The sequence below is a fragment of the Pseudomonas sp. HD6422 genome (assembly GCF_025377065.1).
In the GTDB taxonomy this organism is placed as follows: Bacteria; Pseudomonadota; Gammaproteobacteria; order Pseudomonadales; family Pseudomonadaceae; genus Aquipseudomonas; species Aquipseudomonas putida_U.
Genome location: NZ_JAHWIW010000030.1, coordinates 19,150 through 43,624, shown reverse-complemented (window position 1 = coordinate 43,624; position 24,475 = coordinate 19,150). Strand labels below are relative to the sequence as shown.

The window sequence follows — 24,475 nt, the reverse complement described above, 5'->3', positions numbered from 1 at the left end:
GGAGTGCGATTTTTCTTATGTTTCTCTTCATGAGTCGGGCGGCGCCCTCCTCGGCACCGCGCGATTTGATCGGCAGCTAATCATTACCTAGCTAAGCAATCAGTCGTCACTAAACCAGCTATCGCTGCCGGCGACCACCGCCGCGGGCCGCTTAAACGTTTCTTCAGATCTTGAACTGCCGCACCAAGGCGCTGAGGTTGCCGCCGAGGGTCGAAACATCGCGCATGGTGCTGGCGCTCTGTTCGGTTTCTTCGGCGAGATTTTCCACGGCACCGGCGATCTGGTGCACGCTGCGGTTGATCTCCTCGGCCACCGAGGTCTGTTCTTCGGCGGCGCTGGCGATCTGTGCGTTCATCGCATTGATGGTGGCGATCAGGCCGGAAATCGAATCCAGTGAAGCGCCGACCGCGTTGGTCTGCTCATTGGCCCCCTGCCCGGCTTCGGTGGAGCGGCGCATGGCTTCGACCGAGGCATGGGTGCCGGTTTCCAGGCGAGTGATCATGCCCTGGATTTCCTGAGTGCTCTGCTGGGTTCGGCTGGCCAGGGCGCGCACCTCGTCGGCGACCACGGCGAAACCTCGGCCGGCCTCGCCGGCACGGGCGGCTTCGATGGCAGCGTTGAGGGCCAGCAGGTTGGTCTGCTCGGCAATCGAGCGAATCACGTCCAGTACCGACACGATCGAACGCACGTCCTGCTGCAGGCTATCGAGGCTGGTACCGCTGAGCTGGATGTCCTCGACCAGCGAGCTCATGCCGCTGATGCTCGACCCCACCACCTTGCGTGCTGCCTGACCTTGCTGGTCGGTTTCCGAAGCGGCCTCGGCGGCACGTTGGGCGCTGCGCGCGACCTCCTGGGCGGCGGCGGACATCTCGTGGATAGCCGTGGCGACCTGGTCGGTTTCCTCGCGCTGACGCTGCATGGCTTGTTCGGAACGCATCGTCTGCTGGGTCGCCTGCTCCACCAGGCCGGCAAGGTCGGTGGTCATCTGTGCGATCTGACGCACCATGCCATGGATCTTTTCGACGAAGCGGTTGAACGAGGCGGCCAGGTCACCCAGTTCGTCGCGGCTGGTGATAGCCAGACGGTGGGTCAGGTCGCCGTCGCCGGCCGCGATATCGTCGAGGTTGCTCTTGAGCACGCGCAGGGGGCGCACGATGCTGTTGGCGAGCCAGGCCCCCACTGCGGCGGTGGCCAGCAGCAGCACCAGGGTCACCACGAAAACGCTGATCAGAATGCTGCGGGTGCGCTTGTCGACCGCCGCCTGCTCCAGGGCCATGGCCGCATCGATGTCGTCCATGTTGATCGCACTGCCCAGTACCAGGTCCCATTTCGGCAGGTACACGGTATAACCGAGCTTAGGCACGAGCACCGTCTCATCGCCCGGCTTTGGCGCCTGGTAGTCGATGTAGTGGGTGCCGTTCTTGGCTACCTCGACGAAGGTCTGGTAATGGTAGGAGCCATCGGGATCGCGCTTGTTCCAGAAGCTCGTGCCGATGCCCGCCGGGCTATCGCCGCGGAAGACCCGCACACCCTTGGTGTCGTAGCCGAAGAAGTAGCCCTCTTCACCGAACTTGACCGGTTTGAGCAGCGCCAGCGCCTTGTCGCGGGCCTGCAGATCGCCTGGGGCGGAAGCCTCGTGCAGCGGCTGGATGGTGGTCAGAGCCACGTCCACGTAGTTCTTCAATACCTGGCGGTTGCGCTCCACCAGTTTTTCGCGTCCTTCCTGCATTTCTGTCGTCGCACTGCGCTGCAACATCCACGAAGCGACGCCGCTTAGAATCAGGGCGAAGAGCAATGCGGGGACGATGGCTAGACAGAGCAACTTGCTCTTGACTGTAAGCTTCATGGACAGATCACCTCCAGGCTGTGTGGATATGTCCTATCGGCCGGAGGTGACACATCTTGAAAGCTTTTGATGGCATTTTGACGTCAATTTTTTGGAAAATCGATTCAGCATGGGTGTGTGAGCGGTTCACCGAAGATGTGCGTTGGGGCGCTCGGTTCCACCGACATCGCACCTCTCCAGGCATGCGCCATCAGCGCAACATCCGCCGCTCATATGCCGCCAGGACGATGCGCTCAGACTGCACCAGATAGTTTTCCAACATGCGCATGGCCTCCTCCGCCCGCCCTTCCTCGACACAGCGCAAGATCGCTGCATTCATGTCCAGATAAGGCAGGTGCAGGAATTCAGGGTCGTTGAGTACCCCGAACGCCAGCCGCAGCTCTGCCGATATCTGGCCATAGAACACCAGCAACCGCGGGCTGTCGGCCAGTTCGACGACCGCCCGATGGAACAGCATGTTGGCTGTGCCCACCCCGACCCAGTCCTTGGCTTCACGCGCTTGCATGCCGGCTTCAACCGCCTCGCGCATGTGCACTGTACCGGGGTGCAGCGGAAACCCCTGGGCGATGGCCTTGCATTCGATGAAACGCCGCACACGGTAGATGTCGATGATCGAGGCCATGTCCGGTTCGGCCACGGTCACGCCTCGGTTGGGTTCGTGCTTGAGCAAGCCCTCCCGAGTCAACACGCGAAACGCCTCGCGCAATGTGTTACGGGAAATCTGCAAGGTTTCGGCCAGCGCCGCTTCGGACAGCCGTTGCCCCGGAGCCAGTTCGCCCTCGACCAGCATGCGGCGGATTTCCTGAGTGATCGACTCCCCCAGCGTACGAGGGAGTGAGGAAGAAGCGTCGTTCATGGGCAGTCCAGAATAAGGAGATCAGACGGATATTCCCCGAGAGCTCGTTACCTGGCAAGGCACAAAGCCTGGACGTGCTTCATCCGGTAGCAGGTCTGAGTCGAAGTGTAACAATCTGGTGCACAATGATCACTCACCTGAACAGGATTGTTGAACAATGTAGCCGATATAGATCAGCACATTTAGCACTATAAAAGGCATATGGCATGGAGATTGCTCGGCCAGGTTATCCCTCATTATAGGAATGCCGCCGTGACACAGACCGCTCTAGCGTTCAGCAAGGCCCGTCGATCGTCCCTGATAGCCGCGATATTCATGATGGCGACCTCCGCTATCGGCCCGGGTTTCCTCACCCAGACCGCCACCTTCACCGCCACGCTCGGCGCTGCGTTCGCCTTCGGTATCCTGGCCTCGATCTTGATCGACTTCGTTGTGCAGTTGAACGTCTGGCGCATTGTCAGCCTCACCCGCATGCGCGCCTCGGACCTGGCCAACGCCGCCATTCCCGGCAGCGGCTACGTGCTGGCGGTCCTGGTGATTTTCGGTGGCCTGGTGTTCAGTCTGGGCAACATCGCCGGCGCAGGGCTGGGTCTCAACGCCCTGACCGGGCTCGACCCCAGATGGGGAGGCGCGCTGAGTGCCATGGTGGCCATCGCGATCTTCTCGTCGCACCGCGCCGGCATTGCCATGGACCGCATCATGATCGCGCTGGGCACACTGAAGGTCGGTCTGATCGTGTTCGCCGCCTGCTCTACCCACCCGCCGTTGGGCGAGGCACTGCGGCAGGCGGTCTGGCCTGATTTCGTCGACTTCGCTGCTATCACCACCATCGTCGGCGGCACCGTCGGCGGCTACATCACCTATGCCGGCGCGCATCGGCTGCTGGACAAGGGCACCGTGGGCATCGAAAACATCGATGTGGTCTCCAAGGCCGCCCTTACCGGAATCCTGGTGACCGGCGTGGCGCGCTACGTGTTGTTCCTGGCGATCCTCGGCGTGGTCGCCAGCGGTGTGGTGATCGACGTATCCGGCCAGGCCGCCAACCCGGCAGCCCAGGCGTTCGGCGCAGCGGCGGGCAACGCTGGCCTGATCGCCTTCGGCCTGGTGCTCTGGGCAGCGGGAATCAGCAGCGTGATCGGCGCATCCTATACCTCGATGTCGTTCATCACCGTATTCTCCAAGCAGATCAACGAACGCATCCGCCACCGCGCCACGGTCTGTTTCATTCTGGTCGCGCTCGCCGTATACCTGACAGCAGGCAAACCGCCGGCGGCACTGCTGGTGTTCGCCGGGGGCTTCAACGGGCTGATCCTGCCGCTGGGCCTGAGCATCTTCATGTACGTCGGCTGGCGCCGCTCCGACCTGATGGGTGGCTATCACTACCCGCGCTGGTTACTGGTGCTGGGCGCGCTGACTTGCCTGCTGTCGTGGTACATGGCATTCAAGTCGGCCGGTGCCATTTTCGCCTTCATCAACGCAGCCTGAGACTGCTTAGGAGACCCTGTTCATGCCTGCCATCGACCTTAACAGCGACCTCGGCGAAAGCTTCGGCGCCTGGAGCATGGGCGACGATGCCGCGATGCTCGAAATCGTCACCAGCGCCAATGTCGCCTGCGGTTTCCATGCCGGTGATCCCGCCGGAATCCTGCGTACCCTGCAAGCTGCAGCCGCCCGTGGCGTGGCCGTGGGCGCCCATGTGTCGTATCCCGATCTGGTCGGCTTTGGCCGGCGCAACATGAGCGTGCCCGCCGAGCAGCTGAGCGCCGACGTCATCTACCAGATCGGTGCCCTGCAAGGCCTGGCCCGCAGCGTCGGCACCCAGGTCAGCTACGTCAAACCCCACGGTGCGCTGTACAACACCATCGCCGCCGACCCGGTTCAGGCGGCGGCAGTGATCCAGGCGGTGCTGCGCCTGGATCCGCAGCTCAAGCTGGTATGCCTGGCCAACTCGCCGTTGATCGGCTGGGCCACCGAAGCGGGCCTGGCGTGCGTCGCCGAGGCTTTCGCCGACCGCGCCTACACCGCCCAGGGCACCCTGGTTGCGAGGGGGCGCCCCGGCGCCGTGCTGCACGATGCCGAGCTGATCGCCCAGCGCATGTTGCGCCTGGTGCGCGATGGCGAGATCGAGGCCGAGGACGGCCAGGTCATCTGCCTGCAAGCCGACTCGATCTGCGTGCACGGGGACAGCCCTGACGCTGTCGATATCGCCCGCTGCGTCAAGCAATGCCTGCTCAAAGCCGGTACCACCCTCCGCGCGTTTTCCTGAGGCCATCCATGAATCCATTCGAGCAAGCCCGCAATGCCGCCGTAGCCGCACGCGCCCGTTACCGTGACGGCCTGGTCTCGCCCACCGCCGGCCATGCGCCCGGCCTGACCCAGTGCAACATGATCTGCCTGCCACGTGAGTGGGCCTACGACTTCCTGCTCTTCGCCCAACGCAACCCGCAAGCCTGCCCGGTGCTCGATGTCACCGAACCCGGCGATCATTCGACCTTCCTCGCCGCTGACGCCGACCTGCGCACCGACCTGCCGTTGTATCGCGTCTGGCGTGACGGCGCACTGGTCGGAGAAGTCAGCGATGCTCGCCAGTTGTGGGCCGAGCATGACGACCTGGTCAGTTTCCTGATCGGTTGCAGCTTCACCTTCGAGCATGACTTGCTCGAAGCCGGCATCGATGTGCGCCACATCAGCGAGGGCTGCAACGTGCCGATGTACCGCACCAACCGCGCCTGCCGCCCGGCCGGCCGCCTGCAAGGCGACATGGTGGTATCGATGCGCCCGATAGCGGCCGACCGGGTAGCCGACGCGGCAAAGATTACCGGTCGCTACCCCGGCGTACACGGCGCGCCGGTGCATGTCGGTGAGCCCGGCCTGCTCGGTATCGCCGACATCGCCCGACCCGACTTCGGCGACGCGGTGACCATCAAACCGGGGGAGATCCCGGTGTTCTGGGCGTGCGGCGTCACTCCCCAGGCGGTGGTCATGGCATCGAAGGTGCCGTTCGCGATCTCTCACGCGCCAGGCCACATGTTCATCACCGACGTCCCCGACAGCCATTACCACGTATAGGAGTGGACCATGCGTTTCTATCCGGTCAGCCTGAATGCGTTGCTGGTCGAGCTGGCGAATCTGGACGAGACCCTCGCCCTGTTCGACGCCTTGCAGCAAGCGCCGATCGCTGGCGTAGAAGAGATCGTGCCGGCCGCCCGGACCTTGCTGGTGTACTTTCGCCCAGGCGCGATCAGCCGCGAGGCACTTGCTGCACAGATCGCCGAGCGTGATCTGGGCAGCAAAACGCGCGGGGCCGGCAAGCTCATCGAGATCCCGGTGCATTACAACGGCGAAGACCTCGACGACGTGGCACGCGAACTGGGCATCAGCCGCGATGAAGTGATCCGCCGTCATACCGGCAGCGACTACAGCGTTGCCTTCTGCGGGTTTGCTCCAGGCTTTGCCTACCTCAGTGGCGGTGCCGGCTTCGTGGTGCCCCGGCGCAGCACCCCGCGTACCCGCATTCCGGCTGGCGCAGTGGCATTGGCCGGCGGTTTCAGCGGCATCTACCCACAGGCCAGCCCTGGCGGCTGGCAGATCATTGGCGTCACCGCCACGCGCATGTGGGACCTGGAGCGCGATGAGCCTGCCCTGCTGCAACCAGGTCATCGTGTTCGCTTCGTCGATGCCGGGCCGCAGGCTGCCCCCCAGGTGCAAGTACCTGAGTCAGTGCAGTCGGTCGAGTCTGCCACCGGACCCCATCTGGAAATCGTCTCGTCGGGCTTGCAGACCCTGTTCCAGGACCTCGGCCGCCCGGGTCGCGCCGGCCAGGGCGTGTCTGCCTCCGGCGCCCTCGACCGAGGAGCACTGCGGGCGGCGAACCGAGCGGTGGGCAACGACCCGGCCAGTGCCTGCCTGGAAGTACTGATGGGCGGCTTGAGCTTCGTATGCCATGGTCAGACCGTGGCGGCGGTGACCGGTGCCAACAGCGTAATCGAAGTCCGGACCCTCAGTGGCCAGCGGCTACGCCCTGCCCTGTATGCGCCATTCATCCTGCAGGCCGGCGACCAGGTCAGTTTGCAGGCGCCGAGTGCCGGCTTGCGCAACTACCTGGCCATCCGTGGTGGCTTCAGCGCGACTCCCGTACTCGGCAGCCTGGCTACCGACACCCTGGCCCAGGTCGGTCCCAAAGCGGTGGCTGCCGGTGATCGCCTGGGGTTCAACACCCGTGTCGGTGGCACTGCGGTCTCACTCGATGAACAACCCGCCTTCGCCATGCCGCGCCCAGGAGAAGTCGTCACCCTGGATGTAGTGATGGGCCCACGCAGCGACTGGTTCACCTCCCAGGCCCAGGCGTTGCTGGCCGAACAGCAATGGCAGGTGACCCCACAGTCCAATCGCATCGGCATTCGCCTTGCCGGCGAACAGCCGCTACAGCGCGCCATCGACGGTGAATTGCCCAGCGAAGGCACCAGCGTCGGCGCCATCCAGGTACCGCCCAGCGGTCAGCCCGTGCTGTTCCTGGCCGACCATCCGCTGACTGGCGGCTACCCGGTGATCGCCGTGGTCGCCCCGCATCACTTGGACTTGGCCGGGCAGATCCCGGTCAACGCACAAATTCGCTTCAACCCGCTGGGCACTTTCGAGCCCGTGCAGCCTGCCCCTTCCAACGAGATCCAAGCCCGATGAAAAAGGTCCTGATTGCCAACCGTGGCGAAATCGCCGTGCGTATCGCCCGCGCCTGTCGTGACTATGGCGTCGCCAGCGTGGCGGTATACGCCGACGCCGACATCGATGCCCTGCACGTGCGCCAGGCCGACGAAGCCTACGCACTCGATGGCCAACGCCCAGCCGACAGCTACCTGAACATCGACAAACTGCTGGCCGTGGCGGCCCGAGCCGGTGCCGATGCGGTACACCCGGGCTACGGCTTCCTCTCCGAGCGTGCCGACTTCGCCCGCGCGGTGCTCGCCGCCGGGCTGACCTGGATCGGCCCTAACCCCGACACCATCGATGCCCTCGGCGACAAGGTGCAGGCCCGGCGCATCGCCCTCAAGGTCGGCGCACCGCTGGTGGCCGGTACCGAAGACCCCGTCAAGGATGCCGCCGAGGTCCTGGCCTTCGCCGAGCGCCATGGCCTGCCGATCGCCATCAAAGCCGCCTTCGGTGGTGGCGGTCGTGGTCTCAAGGTGGCCTGGAACCTCGACGAAGTCAGCGACCTGTATGCGTCTGCGGTACGAGAGGCGGTCACTGCCTTTGGCCGTGGCGAGTGTTTCGTAGAGCGGTTCCTGGACCGCCCACGCCACATCGAGGCGCAGATCATTGCCGACCGCCATGGCCGGGTCGAAGTGGTCGGCACCCGCGACTGCTCGCTGCAGCGGCGTAACCAGAAACTCATCGAGGAAGCTCCTGCGCCCTATCTGGACGACAGCCTGCGTCAACGTATCCATGACTCGGCCCGCAAAATCTGCGCCGAAGCAGGTTATGTCGGCGCCGGCACAGTCGAATTCCTGCTGAGCAGCGATGGCACCCTGTCGTTCCTGGAGGTCAATACCCGACTGCAGGTCGAGCACCCGGTCACCGAGGAAACCAGCGGCATCGATCTGGTGATCGAACAGTTGCGCATCGCCGATGGCCTACCGCTGTCGTTCCAGGGTACCCCTGCGCCACGTGGTCACAGTTTCGAGTTCCGCATCAATGCCGAGGATGCGGGCAACGGCTTCCTGCCCACACCAGGCGCCATCGAGCGCTTCCTGGCACCGAGCGGACCGGGTGTGCGCCTTGACAGCGGCGTGGTCGAGGGGTCGAGGGTATCGGCCAATTTCGACTCGATGATCGCCAAGCTGATCGTGACCGGCGCCACCCGTGAGCAGGCCATCCGCCGCGCTCGCCGCGCTCTGGCAGAATTCACCATCGAAGGCGTGGCCTCGGTGTTGCCGTTCCACCGGGCCGTGATGGACCACCCGGACTTTACCGACGATGGCACCTTCGCCGTGCACACCCGCTGGATCGAGACCGACTTCGCCGAACGCATCGACATCGCCCCACGTGCCGCCAACAGCGCTGATGACGCGGTGCTGCGCACGTTCGTCGAAATCGATGGCAAGCGCCATGCGCTGGGCCTGCCGGCGGGTTTGCTGGCGGGTATCAACCTCGCTGGCGCGGCCCCCTTGGCAGACGCCCCTGCCGCCGCTGGGGCGCTGGACGAGCGCGCCGTGCTCACACCCGTGGCCGGCAACCTGCATGCCTGGGTAGCAGAGCACGGCGCCCGAGTAGAGGCTGGCCAGGTCATCGCGGTCATGGAAGCGATGAAGATGGAAACCTCGATCCTCGCGCCTTGCGCCGGCATCCTGACCATTGCCGAGCAGCCCGGCCACTATTGCGATGCCCGTGCCTGCATCGGCCGAATCGACTGACAGTCGCCTCCCACAGGATCCGCGCAACGGCTCAAGTGGACGCGTGACACGTGGGCGTTGCGGCTCGGCTTGGGGTTCTATTCATTGACCCGACGTAACAACCCGCTCCCTTCATGCCGAGCCAGGATGCGCAGGAGCTGATCGACCAACGTACGGTCCGGCGCTTCGAGGTGAAAGTGATGCCCGCCAGGATGCCAGGAGACCTTGGCCTGGCTCGGCAAGGCATCCTTGCGCTGGGCGAAACCGTTGTCGGCGAATGCCCCCTGGCGGCCAAGCATCAAGTAGAGCGGGCAGCGGATCTGGCGCAGCAGGTCGCAGGCTTCGCGCTCGGTCAGGGGCATGGGCTCAGGCAGCACCAGACGTGGGTCGTGACGCCAGCAGTAGCCATCGCTCAGTTGCAGTAGATCGCGCAGAGCCAGCAAACGCGTCGCATCGTCCGACAGTTCGCCATCCAAGCGCTTGCGCCGTTGTTCAAGGGCAGCTTCGAGGTCGTCGAAACGGCTGCCGTGGGGCTCGCTGAAGCCCTGGGCCTGGCTGCGCTGGACCATGCGCTTGAGCCGGTAGGCTCGCGCCAGATGCTGCACGCGATCATCGTCAGCCACGGTGAACGGCGCGCCCATGCCGTCGAGGAAAATCATACTGGCGATCCCGCTGGTCATGGCCGCCAGCAGCGATGCGACACCGCTGCCCATACCATGGGCGAGCACATGAAATTGCGCCAACCCCAGACTGTCGGTGACCGCCAGCATGTCTTCGGCATGCTCCCACAGGTAGTAGCCGCTGTCGTGGCGACGGTGGTCCGAACGGCCATGCCCGACGAGGTCGGGGGCGACCACGAAACAACCCTCGAGCATCGGCGCCAAGCGCTCGAACGACGCAGCGTTATCCAGCCAACCGTGCAAGGCCAACAGCGGAATGCCGTCTTCCGGGCCCCAGGTGCGTACAGCCACCTCGATGCCATTTAAGTCCAGCAGATGGTCCCTTGGACCGAACCGCGAATGCATACGCTTTCTCCCTGGCTTGCGCCTGGCGCCCGCGCGTCAGGCCGGCACCCTACAGTGCCCCAGGTCGCCCGCGCGCGCTGGCCCCTCGCCGACCGTCGCATGTGCGTGACCGACTCGGGTGCAAGGCACTAGCCCGATACCGCTCAAGGCCAAAGGCGTTGGGTTCTGATGGGCATTCCTCGACTATGGGAATGCCTCCATGACCCCGCCGCTGCACCACGCACAGATCGTGCGCACCCTCCCCGCCTGGAGCAAGACGCTCCATCCTGACCATGTTCAGCCGATCCTGAGCCGCCTGCGCAAGGAATACCTGGACAAGCAGGGGCAACCTTATGCCTGGTTTAGCCAGGCCAGTCCTGTCGCTCAGCAGGCCATTCGCGACGTCATCACCTTGCGCGACCAGCGGCGTCAGGCCTTGCATGCCGCGCTGGCGCCGCTCAAGGGTATCGTCGAATTCTGCGAGCCGTTGCTAAGCGCAGGCCTGGGCGATGAGGTGTCGGTGACCGAAGCATGCTTCGTCCATCAACCCTTCGAGCTGAAAAAGCCCACCACAGGTCCGTCTCCACTGGGCCAGACCCCGCCTCGGGAACGATCCCCCGTGATACCCAAGGGCGCAGCGCAGACACGCACCCTGCTGGAAGCCGCACTGCACAACTTCACCGCTGACACTGAAGTCCAACCGCTGGATCGTCTGCAACGCAGTGCCACGGACTTCCAGCCAATACCAGGTCTGACGCTGGCCGGTTTCATCAGACATTGTCGCCAACTCGACCTGGGTCAGTCCTATCAGCGCCATCTGGTCACCGTGCTCGACCACGCCAAGGACTCGCTACCGACCCTATGGCGCCAGGCCAACCAAGCGGAACTGCGCGTCCAGGCGCGCATCGCTCATGTGCGCGGCAGACTCAGCGACGCCGGTCTGACGGCCATCGAGCAGCTGTGTGCAGGTGTCAGGACGCCGCGCTACGGTACACGGGCCGTGCGCTGTTGGCGGATGATCCTGGAAACCGTCGATCTGCACGAACTGCTGCTGATCGGCCCAGACGCCGGCAGCGGGTCGAGCCCGATCATCGTCTATCTGCCCAGCGAAGCCGGCGGCAGCGTACACGAGTACGCCTCGCGCGCGCATGCCACCCGCGTACTGCGCCAAGCGCTGGCCGATAGCGCATGGCGTCGGCGCCTCATCACGCTGGCACCTCTGACGCTGCAGCCTGTACTGGAACGCGCTTTACGCAAAAAACTGTTCGCCAAACCAGACGAGGCCAAGAATCCTAGGCCCAAGGTGCACCTGACGATCGACATCAGCCAACTGCCCGAGCAACCTTGGTCGCAGCTGTATACGTTGCATGTACTACGACTCAAGGGCGACGCCAGGGCGATTGCCGTGCCGACCGCCGACGTCGATGCCAAACAGCGCTTGGCAAGCTTGACCCACTGGCTGGAGGCCGGCCTGACCGTACTCAACGTTGCGGCGATGTTCGTGCCTGCCTTGAACCCTCTGATGATGGCCCTGGGTGCCGCGCAGATCATGGGCAGTGTTTTCCACGGTATCGAGGCCTGGGAAGAAGGCGACAATGCCCAGGCCCTGGCCCAGGTCGAGTCGATTCTGCTCAATGTGGTGAGCGTTGCTGCCGTAGCTGGCGCCGGCGTCACACTGCAGCGGGCAGGCTTCGTCGACGCTCTGCGCAGCGTCGTGGATGAGGGCCGGGAACGGCTGTGGTCGGCGTCGCTCGAAGGCTATCGCAGCGACACGCCCTTGGCCGAGCACGCGGTTCCCGACTCGCGGGGCGTTTACCTGCAAGATGAACGCCGCTTCATCCGTATCGAAGGTGAGGTGTTCGAGGCGCTGCAAGGCGCCAATGGCCAATTGCGCGTGCGCCATCCGCGCGGCGGCTACGCCCCGCGCCTATGCAGCAATGGCCACGGCGCCTGGCGCTTGACGGCGCAAAGCCCGCTGGACTGGAGCGATGGGCAGTTGCTGCGCCGTTTCGGACCGGTGGCCGATGGCCTGGACGACGATGCCCTGTCCTTCGCCATGCACAGCACCGAAACCACAGCGGACAGCCTGCGCTATACCCACATCGACCAGCAACCTCCACCCGCGCGGCTGGCCGATAGCCTGACGCGCCTCGATTGCGATGGTGAAACCGATGCGCTCATCGAAGCCGTGCGCCACGGTCGCCCCCTGGCGGCCTACAAGCACTATGCCGTCGCTGAGCTACCCCACTTGCCCGGCTGGCCGCAAGACCATGGGCTCAAGGTCTTCGCTGGTCCAGAGCCCTGGGGACTGGCAAACCACTATTCGCCGCCAGGCCCACGCCCCCGGGTAGAAATAGTCCTCACCCAGGGCGATCTGGAAAGCGGCCAGCTCAGCGCGACGGTACTGGCACAGCTCGACGAATCGGCACGGGCCTCGCTGCGCGGCAATGCCGCAACGCTGGCCGCCAGCGACCTGGACGAACGCCTCGCCCTGCGTCTGCAGAACCGCCGTCACAGCCTGTTCACCAGTCTCTACCAACAACGACAGCCGCAGCTGGACGACCCCCATGTGCCCATCGCCCGGCAGTTTCCGAGCTTGCCGGGCCAGGCAGTGCTTGAACTCGAAGCCCATGCCACAGTCGCCGAACGCTCGCGCCTGGCGGCAGGCCGGGTGCCGCTGCGCCTTGCCGAGGAGGCCCGTTTGCTGCAACGCCAGGTGCGCCTGGATCGAGCGCTGGCCGGGTTGTTCCGCCCAGGGCTGGCCAACGCCGACAGCCGCATGCTGAACCAATCCCTGCTGGCCGAACACCCTGGTGCCACGCCTGAGCGGATCCTGCAACTGGCACTGGCCGACCGCGAGCATTGCGCCGCGCTGCTCGGTCAGCGCGTGCCACGCCCGGGATTCAGATCACCCATGCGTCTGAGCGATGGTCGGATCGGCTACCCGCTGAGTGGCCGTCCGCGGTTGTTCGAGCGCTTGCGAAACCTGACTCGCAATATTCCCGACGAGCGCTTGCAGGAGCTGTTTCCTGGCCTGACCGCAGGTGAGCGACGCGAGTTGCTACAGCGCCTGCGCGAACGCGGCGATGTCGGCCAGCAGATCACAGCCCTGCAACGCGAGCAGGAAGCCCTGGATGCAACCTTGCAGGCTTGGGAGAACGCCGCCGAGGCGCCGTATCGACGGGCACACGCCCGGGTACGCCAGCAGTTGAACCGAGCCTGGCGCGCCGATCCTCCGGCAATCTCCCGGCAACACCGAGCAGCCGGCGGCACGGCACTGGAGCTCAGCCTGGAAGGGGTACAGTCGCTGCCGCCGCTGCTGCCTGCACGCTTCGACCACGTCGCTTCGTTGTCGCTGTACGGCCCGATGCAACACCTTCCTGCAGGGATCCTGCAGAGTTTCCCGTACTTGCAGACGCTGCGCATTGCCTTCGCAGGGCCAGGCCTCGACTCAGCGTCCGTATTCCAGGCCCTGCGCAACACGCCTCGACTGCGGGCACTGGCGCTTCCCTCCAACGGCCTGACGATGCTCACCGACGAGGCCCGTCGAGCGCTGCAACAACTGACTGAACTGCGCCAGCTCGACCTGAGCAGCAATGCGCTGAACCTGGCGACAGATGACATCGACCTGCTCAACCGCCTACCGCTGGAACATCTGCGCCTGCGCCACAACCAGATCAGCCTGGACGCGGCGCAGGCCGAGCGTTTTGGGCAGATGACCAGGCTGCAAACCCTTGACCTCTCGGCCAACCCGCAAATCGGCGAAGTGCCGAACCTGGCCAGGCTGTTGCGGCTGCGCTCACTGAACATGAGCCAGTGCGGCCTGACGTCCTGGCCAGCGAGCCTGATGGAGCTGATGGCCAACCCCAACAGTCAGTTGCGCAGCGTGATCCTCGGCGACAATCGGATCACCGACATTCCCAACCTCGATCATCTGCTGGACACGCCTTACTTTCGCACCCTCGGCCCCGGGCAGAGGGCGTTGCTGTGGCGCCTGGACCTGAGCTTCAATGGCCTGCGCCCTCGGGCTGCGCAACGCTTGCGCGCCGCTGGCGCCAGAATCGACGAGGTGGACGGGTTCCTGCCCGCAGACCAGGCAGTGAACTGGCTGGATCACGCCGACACGGCTCAGCAACGCACTTGGCGCGACCTGTTCGACAATGGCGAAAACGCTTCGCTACGTGAAGTGATCGAACGCCTCGGCCGTTCCGCGCAAGCGCGGGGCAATCCCGAAACCTTGAGCGATCAAGTCTGGCGGATGCTCACCCGGGCCAGCGAAAACACCCAACTGCGCAACCGCCTCGAAGAAGTCGCCGCGCAGTTCCCGGCCACCTGCGGCGATGCCGGAGCGGACGGTTTCAGCACGCTGGAAGTGGAACTGCTCGCCTTCGATGAAAGCGCTGACGGTGAGATCCGCGGCCCGCACTTGTTCAACTTTTACCGTCGGCTCTTTCGCCGCGAGCAGGTCAACGTGCTCGCCAGCCGCATCTACACCGCTCGTGCGGCTCGCCAGGCAGCGCACCGGGCGTGGTTGGAAATGCAGACCGACCGTCAACCCAACATGCCAGACCTCCCGCCTCTGGATGACCTGGATGATCTGAGCCTGGAGCAACTGGAACAGAGCATGGTCGACGAGATCGAGATCCGCCTGGCGCTTCGCCAGGCGCTGGCCCAGGAGCTGGAGTTCCCGGAGCCCAGCCAGGACATGCTTTATCGGCAAACCGCCCAGATATCGGCGCAAGTCGAAGACAACGTCGGCGAAGCCGTGCGCCTGATCGATGAAGGCGCACGGGCTCGGCGTCGCTGGATTGCCCGTCAGCCCAGCTGGATGCGCTTCCTGGAGCAACGCTTCGCAGACAGCTTCGAAACCGTCAAGGGGGAATGGAGCGACGCCCAGGAATACCTCGACCATTGCGCCGACCCCAGCAGCGAGCCGCCTGCCGGGCTTGCGCCGGCCGTCGTGGGCGAGCTCACGACCGCTCTATCGGCTTCGCCGCTGGACGACCAAGGGCGATTGCGGCGCATTGCACTCAACTCCGAGCGCTACGATCAGGCGTCACGTGCCGTCGCCGGCGCGCGGGAAGCGGCACTCGATGCCCTGTACCTGCGCCTGACCGCCGAGCAGGATCCCAACGGCTGAGCGCCCTACTGGCCGCGCAGGTCCTCGAAGAAGGCCTGCCGGCCATCCACTTGGCTCGACGCGCGTGGCGCTGCCTGCGCCTCGCCGTTGGCCGCTTCCACATGCCAGTAGCAATGCCTGACCGCGCGCGTCACTGCCACGTAGGCCAGGCGCTGCACCTCCTCTTTCTGTGCCGTGTCGAACGGCTGGGCATCGCCGGCGCGCCCCAGCCCAGCCAAGCGGTAGACCTGGTTCTTGTAAGGCGAGCTGGTCAGGTACTGGCAATCGCCGAGCATGAACACGGCATCGGCCTGCAGGCCTTTGGCGCTGTGATAGGTCAGCTGACGCAGGCGTCGCTGCTCGGCTGGCAGCAGCGCTTCGGCGTGCAGCACCTGCTGCAAGTGGTCGCTCATCAAGGCTTTGTCACTGCCCTTGCGGTACAGCATCATCACCGACTCGCCGCGCTGGTAGTGTTCGAGCAGTGTCTCGCCCAAGGCCGCCTCATCACGATCGAACACCCGTACCGGCGCGCCCGGCAATTGCGCGGCAGGCCCGCTGGCCCGGGCTTTTTTTCCGGCGATCGCCGGGGTGCCCTTGACCAGGTGTTCGGCGGCATCGATCACCTGCTGTTGGCAGCGATAGTTGTCGACCAGCATCACCCGGGTATTGGCCGGCGATGGGAAGGCTTTGCTGAACTCCATGAAGTACTTGGGCGAGCTGCCCCGCCAACCGTAGATCGACTGCCAATCGTCTCCGACGCACATCAGCGAGCTGTGCTGGGCATTGCGACCGGTATGCATGGCCGGGCCACGGCGGCGGATCTCGGCAAGGCAGGCGCGCAGCCAACTGACGATCTGCGGCGAGACATCCTGGAACTCATCGATCATCAAGTGCGCCAGCGGCCGCAGCAGAGGGTCGGGAAGCAGACGCAGGTTCTCCGGATTGTTCTCGCCGAACAGGGCGAACATGCGGTTGTAGCTCATCACCGGCGGCGACAGATCCAGCAGGTGCGCCTCCAGTGCCTTCCAATACAACGCCAGGGCCTCGAAGAACAGCGCATCGCTATCCCCGCTCGGAAAGCGCATGGCGGCAACGGCGCTGTTGACGTCCAGGCCCAGGTTCTCGATGAAATTGGCCGCGCCGACGAAAGCGTCCAGCAACGGCGCGGGGGCCAACTCCCCCTTGACCTTGTACTCGAAGCCCGGCCCGGCCACCGCGTCGCCGGCCAGGGAAGCCGCCAGGCGGCGGGCCATGGCGTAGTTGTCGAGCCAGATCAGCGGTTTGTCGCAGAATGCCTGCAGCAGCGTGCGCTTGACCGCCCACTCGGCACGTACCGCCAACTTGGCACCGGGACGTTGGTACTGCGCGCTTTCGCCAGGGTCGAAGCCCAACACCACCCAGGCATCGGTGCCAGCCAAACGGCCATGGACGTGAAACCGGCTGCCGCGGATCTCGACGGTTTCCCGGCACGGCTCGATGCCCTTGATCGGCCAGGCGCCGGCAGCGAACCAGAGGTCCTCGATCACGTCGCACAGTTCTTCGTCGCGCTGGGCCGCCAACTGGATCACCTGCACGCGTTTCTGCACATCGGGGTGATCCGGGTCCAGAGGTTTGAGTTGCAGGGCTTCGCGGCGCAGGGTGGCGATGATCTCGGCAAACCGCGGATTACCCTGCAACAGGTCTCGGTAACAGAGGTTGAGCTGCTGGCGCTGGGCGTCGTTCAGACGCAGATCGAAGGGGTTGCTCTCGCCTTCCGCTTCGCGCCCGGCCGGCAGCTCGTTGCCCAGGGTCTCGAACGCGCGGACCTGGCCGAAGCCGGGCAGGCTGCGCACCAGCGGCAGGATGCGGGAATGGAAAGTCCGCACCAGCTCGCGGGCCTGGGCCGGCTGCAGATCGAGCTGCCAGAGGGCGAAGACCTGGATCAGGCGCTTGATGAAGTCTTTGCGTGACTCGCGGGTGAAGGTCACCACGGTCATGGCGTCGAGTTCGTAGCCCAGATAATGACGCAGCAGCAGGATGCGCAGCACCAGCGACGTCGACTTGCCTGCCCCGGCCCCCGCCACCACGCAGCTGGACGGCGTGTCGCTGAAAATCAGCTTCCATTGCGCCGCGCTGGGCTGGGCTTCGGCTGGCAGGCGCTGGGCCACGTCGACCTTGAAGCGCTTTTTCAATTCGGCAGAAAGCGGCAGGCGCCAGTCGTCGAACAGGTTGTCATCACAGCCTGGTACGGCGGCGGTCTCCGGGCGCGAGTCGCGGATCACCAGGACCTGGCGTCCGGCTTCGTAACCTTCGAGCCGCCCCTGCTCCAGGCCTTCGCGCATGCCGTCAGCATGGCCGCTGCGCTGGCCGATGACATGGCCAAGGAACCACGAATCCCGGTGTTGTGCCTGCAGGCGGGTCAGCCCACGGCCCAGCAGGCGTGCCACCAAGCGGCGCAACCAAGGTAATTGTGCAGGTGGGGTCAGTTCGGCGGGGGGCTGAGGATGCTCGGACGCCACGGTCACTCCGGTGAATTGCAAGACAGCGGGCATGTTCGCCTCATCGGCAGAAAATCGCCAGCTAATGCTTGAATATCAGTGCATTAGGTGACGAACCGAAAGCAAGCGAACAATATAATCTATCTACAAATACGATTATATATAGCCGAAATTTACGCTTATTTTCGATCTTTCTTTGGCGCATCATATCGGCATTCACTGCTTGAGGAGCACGATCATGCTGCAACTGCGACCGTTCGAAAAACTGGGCCATGCCAATCACGGCTGGCTCGATGCCCACCATCACTTCTCGTTTGCCGAGTATTACGACCCGGCCCGCATGCACTGGGGCAACCTGCGCGTGTGGAACGATGACCAGATCGCCGCCGGCAGCGGTTTCCCGCCGCACCCGCACCGCGACATGGAAATCATCACCTATGTGCGCGAAGGAGCGATCACCCACGAGGACAGCCTTGGCAACAAAGGTCGGACCGAGGCCGGGGATGTGCAGGTGATGAGCGCCGGTAGCGGCATCGTGCACAGCGAGTACAACCTGGAGCAGGTCGACACGCGGATCTTCCAGATCTGGATCGTGCCTGAGCGGGTCGGTGAAGCGCCGAGCTGGGGCACCCGGCCATTTCCCAAAGGCGAGCGTGGCGAAGGTTTCGTGACGCTGGCCAGTGGCCGTGCCGGTGACGACCAGAGCCTGCAGATCCGTACCGATGCGCGCTTGGTGGCCGCGACCCTGCGTGCGGGCGAAAGCGCCGAATACCGTTTCGATGCTGGACGTCGCGGTTACCTGGTGCCAGCCAAGGGGCTGGTTGAGGTTAACGGCTTGCAGGCCAAGGCACGCGACGGTGTGGCGATCGAGCAAGAGGAGGTATTGCGGGTGACCGCAGTCGAAGATAGCGAGATCGTGCTGGTCGACGTGGCCTGATGGATTGGCCTAGGACAGCTAAACTCGCGAACAGCGCCGCCCGCGCGGCGCATCGCGGGCGGCGCTCGATCTACGCCACCCCCTAAAACCCAACCCAAGCCCCTAAAGCTCCTAACGCTCAAGTAACCACTAGCGCGAGACTTGCTTCAGGCGATCGCTGCGTCCACCAATACCTGGGCCTCTTCGACCAAGCGCTGCAAGTGCGCCTCGTCGATGAAGCTCTCGGCGTAGATCTTGTAGATGTCCTCGGTTCCCGAAGGCCGTGCGGCGAACCAGCCGTTGGCGGTCATCACCTTCAACCCGCCAATCGCCTGGCCGTTGCCCGGGGCGTGGCTGAGGATCTGCTCGATCGGCTCGCCGGCCAGCTCCGTCGACTTGACCTGCTCGGGCGACAGCTTGCTCAGCATCGCTTTCTGTCTTGCATCGGCCTTGGCTTCGACGCGGGTGGCGTAGGGTTTGCCCAGTGCCGCGGTGAGATCGGCATACGCCTGGCTCGGGTTGCGTCCGGTGCGCGCGGTCATCTCCGCAGCCAACAGCGCCGGAATCAGGCCGTCCTTGTCGGTGGCCCATACCGAGCCGTCCAGACGCAGGAACGATGCACCTGCACTTTCCTCTCCGCCAAAGCCCAACGTGCCCTCGAACAGCCCCTGGGCGAAGAACTTGAAGCCTACCGGCACTTCGTAGAGTTCACGCCCCAAACGCGCGGTCACGCGATCGATCAGGCCACTGGATACCACAGTCTTGCCCACTGCCGCGTCACTGCGCCATTGCGGACGGTGACGGAACAGGTAGTCGATGGCCACGGCCAGGTAATTGTTCGGTTGCAGCAGGCCTTCGGCGGTGACGATGCCGTGACGGTCATGGTCCGGGTCGCAGGCGAAGGCCACGTCGAAGCGCTCGCGCAGGCCGATCAGACCTTGCATGGCATGCGGCGAGGAAGGGTCCATGCGGATCTGCCCATCCCAGTCGACGGTCATGAAGCGGAACGTTGGATCGACCTCGGTGTTCACCACTTCCAGGTCAAGCCCATAGCGCTCGGCGATCGCCGACCAGTAGCGCACACCAGCACCGCCCAGCGGGTCGACGCCCAAGCGCAGATTGGCCGAACGGATCACGTCGAAGTCGATGACATGCTGCAGGTCCTCGACATAGTGGCTGACGTAGTCGTGACGCTCGGTGGTGGGAGCCAGCAACGCCTGGGCATGGTCCATGCGCTTGACCCCCTCGAGGTTGGCGGCCAGCAGCTCGTTGGCCTTGGCCTCGATCCACTTGGTCACGTCACTGTCGGCCGGGCCGCCATTGGGCGGGTTGTACTTGAAACCACCGCTTTGCGGCGGGTTGTGCGAGGGCGTGATGACGATGCCGTCGGCCAGGCCCTGATCACGCCCGCGGTTGTAGCAGAGAATGGCGTGGGACACCGCGGGGGTCGGCGTGTACTCATCGTCCTTGGAGAGCATCACCCGCACACCATTGGCAGCCAGCACTTCCAGCGCGCTGGCGGCAGCCGGCGCCGACAGGGCGTGGGTATCGGCGCCGATGAAGATCGGGCCATCGATGCCCTTCTCCCGGCGGTACAGACAAATGGCCTGGGTGATGGCCAGCACGTGATGTTCGTTGAAGCTCAGCTCCAGCGAGGTGCCTCGGTGCCCCGAGGTGCCGAAGGCCACGCGCTGGGCCGCCACGGCGGCATCTGGGCGGCCGGTGTAGTAAGCGGTGAGCAGGCGGGGAATATCGACCAGCACGCTGGCCGGTGCCGGCTTGCCTGCCAAAGGACTGAGCGTCATGCAAGAACCTCGAGTTCAACGGATGTGGGTGTTGGAACGCGCAGTGTACTGGGAGTTTCAGCGGCGTGCGATGGGGCGCCCATGGCATTTTGCCAATGCCCCGCCCGGTCTATTGCGCCGCGATCTGCCACCAGCTCGGAAACATCTGTTGCACCCGCGCCTCGGCGAAACGTTGATCGATCAGTACCAGTACGCCATGGTCCAGATCCCCGCGGATGACGCGGCCTGCAGCCTGGATCACCTTGCGTACGCCAGGGTACAGGTAAGCGTAGTCGAACCCCGCGCCGAACTGCCGCCCCAGCCGCTGCTTGAACTGCTCGTTGACAGGGTTTACCTGGGGCAGTCCCAAGGTGGCCACGAAGGCGCCGATCAGGCGCGTGCCAGGCAGGTCCACGCCTTCGCCGAACGCTCCGCCGAGTACAGCGAACCCGACGCCCTGCCCTCCTTCCACGAAACGATCGAGAAACGCCTGGCGCGCCGCCTCGTCCATGCCGGGCGCCTGGGTCCAGATCGGCATGCTGGGATGGCGCTCGGCCAACAGCGTGGCCACCTGTTGCAGGTATTCGAAACTGCTGAAGAACGCCAGGTAGTTACCCGGGCGGCGCTGATACTGGGTGGCGATCAATTCGACGATCGGCGCCAGCGACGCCTGGCGCTGGTGATACCGGGTCGAGACCTGGCTGGCAATGCGCACCTCCAGTTGCTCGCTCCGAAACGGCGCGGCCACCTCGAGCCAGGCGGTGTCGGCGGGCATGCCCAGCAAGTCGGCGTAGAAGCGTCGCGGGCTGAGAGTCGCTGAGAACAGTGTCACGCTGCGCGCGGCCTGCATGCGAGGAGCCAACAGACGCGCCGGATTGACGTTGCGCAGGCACAAGGTGGCCAGGCGCCGTTTGCGAGCGCCCTCCCGCTGGCTGATATCGAACAGAAAATGCTCGTCGAAACATTCCGCCACCCGGCTGAACTGCAGTGCCTGATAGAAAAACTGCAGCACTTGCCCATCCACCTCGGCAGGGGTTTCGTTCAGTTTCGCCTGGATCAGGCCAATGCACTGCTGCAGAGCCCGCAGGAACACCTCGGGCAACTGCTCGCTGGCCTGGTACGGGGCGCGTTGCTCCTTGTACAGGGCGTTCCACTGCCGGTTCAAGCGGTCCAGGGCGCTGACCAAGCCCGGGGGCTTGCTCTGGCGCAAGGCAAGCAGTTGGCCCTGATCGAGGCTTGCGCTGTACATGCCACGGCCGCGCTCGACCAGGTTATGCGCCTCGTCCACCAGCACCGCCACCCGCCACTGGTTGCTCTGGGACAGGCCAAACAGAAAGGCGTGGGCGTCGAAATAATAGTTGTAGTCGGCCACCAGCACGTCGACCCAACGGGCCATCTCCTGGCCCAGGTAATACGGACAGACCTGATGCGCCAAGGCCACCTCGCGCAGGCTGGCGCGATCGAGCATGGGCAGGTGCATGGCCGCCTCGCGTGCAGACGGCAGGCGGTCGTAGAAGCCCTGGGCCAGTGGGCAGGACTCGCCATGGCAGGCTTTGTCAGGGTATTCGCACGCCTTGTCCCGGGCGATCAGCTCTAGCGTGCGCAACGCCGGTTGTGGCGTGACATCGGTGATCTGGCGCAGGGCATCCAGGGCCAAGGCCCGGCCCGGCGTCTTGGCGGTCAGGAAATACACCTTGTCCAGCTGCTGGGGAACCATGGCCTTGAGCAATGGAAACAAGGTGCCCAAGGTCTTGCCGATACCGGTGCTGGCCTGTGCCATCAGACACCGACCGGTACTCACCGCCTTGTACAGGGTCTCAGCCAGTTGCCGCTGGCCCTGACGAAATTGCGCATAGGGGAAGCCCAAGGCCTGCAAGGCGAGGTTGCGTGCAGCCAGACGCTGTTCCTGGGCCTGCGCCCAGCCGAGAAAGCGTTGGCACTGAACGAGGAAGAAGCGCTCCAGTTCGGCTGCCTCGTAGGGTTCGCTGATCAGGGTCTGGGCATCGCTGTCGACATCCAGATACACCAGCGCCACCTCGATGCGCGACAAGCCCCGCGCCTGGCACATCAGCCAGGCATAGACCTTGGCCTGGGCCCAATGCAACTGCCGGTGGTTGTGCGGCTGACGGGCCAGATCGCCGCGGTAGGTCTTGATCTCCTCCAGGCGATTGGCCACCGGATCATAACCATCGGCTCTTCCCCGGACGTGCAGGCCTTGGTGCTCGCCTTCCAGGGTGATTTCCGACTGGTAGTGCGCGTTTCGTTTGGCCACCACCCGGCGGTGCCCCTCCATGCCTTCCTGGGCAGTGGGCGACGGCGTGAAGCGCAGGTCAAGATCGCCGACCTTGGCACTGAACTCACACAACGCGCGCACCGCCACTCGATAGCTCATGCCGCCTCGCTCCAGCGCACGTGGCAGACGGCGACCGCCAGACCCTGCTCGCGGCAGAACTCAAGCCAGCGCAACTGGTTGTCCTGCAGACGATCACCCGGCCCCTTGACCTCGACCATGCGGTAGGTGCCCTGATCGGGCCAGAACTGGATCAGGTCGGGCATGCCGGCGCGGTTGTTGCGGATGTCCTGCAACAGGCGCAGGAAGCATTGCTTCAGCTGTGCGGCCGGCAGACAGGTCAATGCCTGTTCGAGCAGGGCTTCGCTGAGCATGGACCAGAACACGAACGGCGACTGCAGGCCGTGCTTGGCTGCATAGCAATCGCGCATGGCCTGGCGATAGCTGCCATCGTCCAGGCGCGCGAAGCAGGCTTCGAACAAGGCAGCACGGCGCAGTTGGAAGTCACTGTCGTGAAGGTCCTGGGGGGCAGCCTGGAACGGGTGGAAGAACGCACCCGGCACCGGGGCGAAGATCGCCTCCCAGCACAGCAGGCCGAACAGGCTGTTGAACAGTGTGTTCTCCACGTAGTGCGCCTGACCACCCGCCTCGGCCAGATGCTGGCGCACCGCTTCCTCCACGCCCAGCGCAGCCTTCTCCCGTGGCAGCTCGAGTTCGATCAAATCCAACGGTGCCTGCCGATGACGGCGTTGCGGTGGCCCGCCAAGCTTGCGCGCCAGGCGTGGCAGCATACGCTCCAGCGCCTGGACTTCCAGAGCGTTGGCTGGCGCGGCGGCCAGGTGCCGGGCCAGGGCGTGAGCCTGCGCCCAGCGCTCGCTGCGCTCGAGCACCCGGACCTGACGGATACGCGCCTGGGCATGGCTGCAGTCGGCATACACCGCCAGCGCCTGGTCCCATTCGCCGAGACGCTCGCACTGCTGACCGAGGGCGAACAGCAAGCGTGCATGACGCCGGGCCAACCAAGGGTTGTCACTGCGCAGGCCCTGCAAGGTAGCGAGAATCTGCTGGGGAGCCTCACCGTGCTCGAGCCGCTCGGCACACTGGTGCAGAGCCATGGCCAAATCGACTTCGTCACGCCGGCGCAAGGCCCGGGAATCGGCACTGAACGTCACTTGCTCATAGCGCAGCAGGCCCAGATCGGCGAGCACGAAGTCCGACCAGTCTTGGTACAGATTGCCGAAGAACAGCAGGCGCATGCGATCGCACAGGCCTTGCTGACGCCATTGCACGATGGTCACAGGCGGTGTCGCGAACCAGGCTTCCAGCGGCCGGGCTTCCAGCGCCAGGGCTTGCAGCTGGGCCAGCAGCTCGCGTTTGCTGGCACGAGGACGAGGCAACCGGTCGGCGAAGCCGCTGACCAATTCGTCCTTGCGCAGCAGGCCGAACAGCTCGGCCAGACTGAGCTGCTGCGGCTCGGCCACCCACCCCAGCGCCAGCAACGGTTGCAACGCCTGTTCGGTGGCGCCGATCTCGGCATAGGCCAGACGGTCGAGACGAAACAGCTCTCCCTTGCGCATGACCATGCGCACCATCAACGCCTGCGCGGGTTGATCGAGCTGAGCGAAGTGGTGCAGGAACGCCAGCTCTTGCTCATCGAGCAGGTCGGCATAGCGCTGTTCGACCCATGTCAGCACCTGACGAAAATTGTGCAGGTAATACAATGGGTCATCGACGGAATGGGCGATCACGGGCGAAGTCAGTTTGCCAAGTTTGGCACTGGTTATACATACAGACCCA

13 protein-coding genes and 2 pseudogenes are annotated in these 24,475 nt (G+C 64.6%); 7 read left to right on the top strand and 8 right to left on the bottom strand.

Going from position 1 to position 24,475, the window contains the following annotated elements:
- Nucleotides 1-163: 163 nt before the first annotated feature.
- The 3 genes and pseudogenes from KY379_RS27455 to KY379_RS20595 all read right to left on the bottom strand — a co-directional run.
- A pseudogene (locus tag KY379_RS27455) lies at nt 164-658 on the bottom strand (methyl-accepting chemotaxis protein); the annotation flags it as partial.
- Nucleotides 659-1,021: 363 nt separating this feature from the next.
- Nucleotides 1,022-1,729, bottom strand: a pseudogene (locus KY379_RS27450) (cache domain-containing protein); the annotation flags it as partial.
- A 307-nt stretch (nt 1,730-2,036) separates the two neighbouring features.
- Nucleotides 2,037-2,702 carry a GntR family transcriptional regulator gene (locus KY379_RS20595; protein ID WP_133329266.1) on the bottom strand — a complete coding sequence of 222 codons (666 nt, stop codon included), beginning with the start codon at nt 2,700-2,702 and terminating at the stop codon, nt 2,037-2,039.
- A gap of 252 nt (nt 2,703-2,954) precedes the next feature.
- On the opposite strand from KY379_RS20595, the gene KY379_RS20590 reads away from it, so the two are divergent.
- Genes KY379_RS20590 through KY379_RS20570 form a run of 5 tightly spaced genes read left to right on the top strand, consistent with a single transcriptional unit; the run spans nt 2,955 to nt 9,109 of the window.
- Nucleotides 2,955-4,187, top strand: coding sequence for an NRAMP family divalent metal transporter (locus KY379_RS20590; RefSeq protein WP_261241260.1), 1,233 nt, complete (start codon nt 2,955-2,957; stop codon nt 4,185-4,187).
- Between the two features lie 22 nt (nt 4,188-4,209).
- Nucleotides 4,210-4,968, top strand: coding sequence for a LamB/YcsF family protein (locus tag KY379_RS20585; RefSeq protein ID WP_196172555.1), 759 nt, complete (start codon nt 4,210-4,212; stop codon nt 4,966-4,968).
- 8 nt (nt 4,969-4,976) lie between these two features.
- Nucleotides 4,977-5,771: a putative hydro-lyase gene (locus KY379_RS20580; RefSeq protein ID WP_196172553.1), complete on the top strand. Its 795-nt coding sequence runs from the start codon at nt 4,977-4,979 to the stop codon at nt 5,769-5,771.
- Between the two features lie 9 nt (nt 5,772-5,780).
- The gene (locus KY379_RS20575; RefSeq protein ID WP_261241262.1) at nt 5,781-7,382 is read left to right on the top strand and encodes a carboxyltransferase domain-containing protein; all 1,602 of its coding nucleotides are present in this window, start codon (nt 5,781-5,783) and stop codon (nt 7,380-7,382) included.
- A complete protein-coding gene (locus KY379_RS20570) occupies nt 7,379-9,109 on the top strand; it encodes an acetyl/propionyl/methylcrotonyl-CoA carboxylase subunit alpha (protein WP_261241264.1) in 1,731 nt (576 codons plus the stop codon). Before KY379_RS20575 ends, KY379_RS20570 begins: the two co-directional genes overlap by 4 nt.
- A 77-nt stretch (nt 9,110-9,186) precedes the next feature.
- Here KY379_RS20570 and KY379_RS20565 read toward each other — a convergent pair whose 3' ends face one another.
- Complete coding sequence (locus KY379_RS20565) at nt 9,187-10,113, bottom strand: alpha/beta fold hydrolase (RefSeq protein WP_133329254.1); 927 nt, start codon at nt 10,111-10,113, stop codon at nt 9,187-9,189.
- Nucleotides 10,114-10,312: 199 nt separating this feature from the next.
- Between KY379_RS20565 and KY379_RS20560 the strand changes: the two genes are divergently transcribed.
- The gene (locus KY379_RS20560; protein WP_261241265.1) at nt 10,313-15,232 is read left to right on the top strand and encodes an NEL-type E3 ubiquitin ligase domain-containing protein; all 4,920 of its coding nucleotides are present in this window, start codon (nt 10,313-10,315) and stop codon (nt 15,230-15,232) included.
- 5 nt (nt 15,233-15,237) lie between these two features.
- Here KY379_RS20560 and KY379_RS20555 read toward each other — a convergent pair whose 3' ends face one another.
- Complete coding sequence (locus KY379_RS20555) at nt 15,238-17,742, bottom strand: UvrD-helicase domain-containing protein (RefSeq protein ID WP_261241267.1); 2,505 nt, start codon at nt 17,740-17,742, stop codon at nt 15,238-15,240.
- Nucleotides 17,743-17,926: 184 nt separating this feature from the next.
- Between KY379_RS20555 and KY379_RS20550 the strand changes: the two genes are divergently transcribed.
- Complete coding sequence (locus tag KY379_RS20550; protein ID WP_133329248.1) at nt 17,927-18,625, top strand: pirin family protein; 699 nt, start codon at nt 17,927-17,929, stop codon at nt 18,623-18,625.
- A gap of 146 nt (nt 18,626-18,771) precedes the next feature.
- Here KY379_RS20550 and pgm read toward each other — a convergent pair whose 3' ends face one another.
- From pgm to KY379_RS20535, 3 genes are all read right to left on the bottom strand, one after another.
- Nucleotides 18,772-20,409, bottom strand: a complete 1,638-nt coding sequence (gene pgm, locus KY379_RS20545; RefSeq protein ID WP_133329246.1) for a phosphoglucomutase (alpha-D-glucose-1,6-bisphosphate-dependent) — start codon at nt 20,407-20,409, stop codon at nt 18,772-18,774.
- 109 nt (nt 20,410-20,518) lie between these two features.
- A complete protein-coding gene (locus tag KY379_RS20540) occupies nt 20,519-22,780 on the bottom strand; it encodes an ATP-dependent DNA helicase (protein ID WP_261241272.1) in 2,262 nt (753 codons plus the stop codon).
- A complete protein-coding gene (locus tag KY379_RS20535; RefSeq protein WP_196172518.1) occupies nt 22,777-24,426 on the bottom strand; it encodes a VRR-NUC domain-containing protein in 1,650 nt (549 codons plus the stop codon). Before KY379_RS20535 ends, KY379_RS20540 begins: the two co-directional genes overlap by 4 nt.
- Nucleotides 24,427-24,475: the final 49 nt, after the last annotated feature.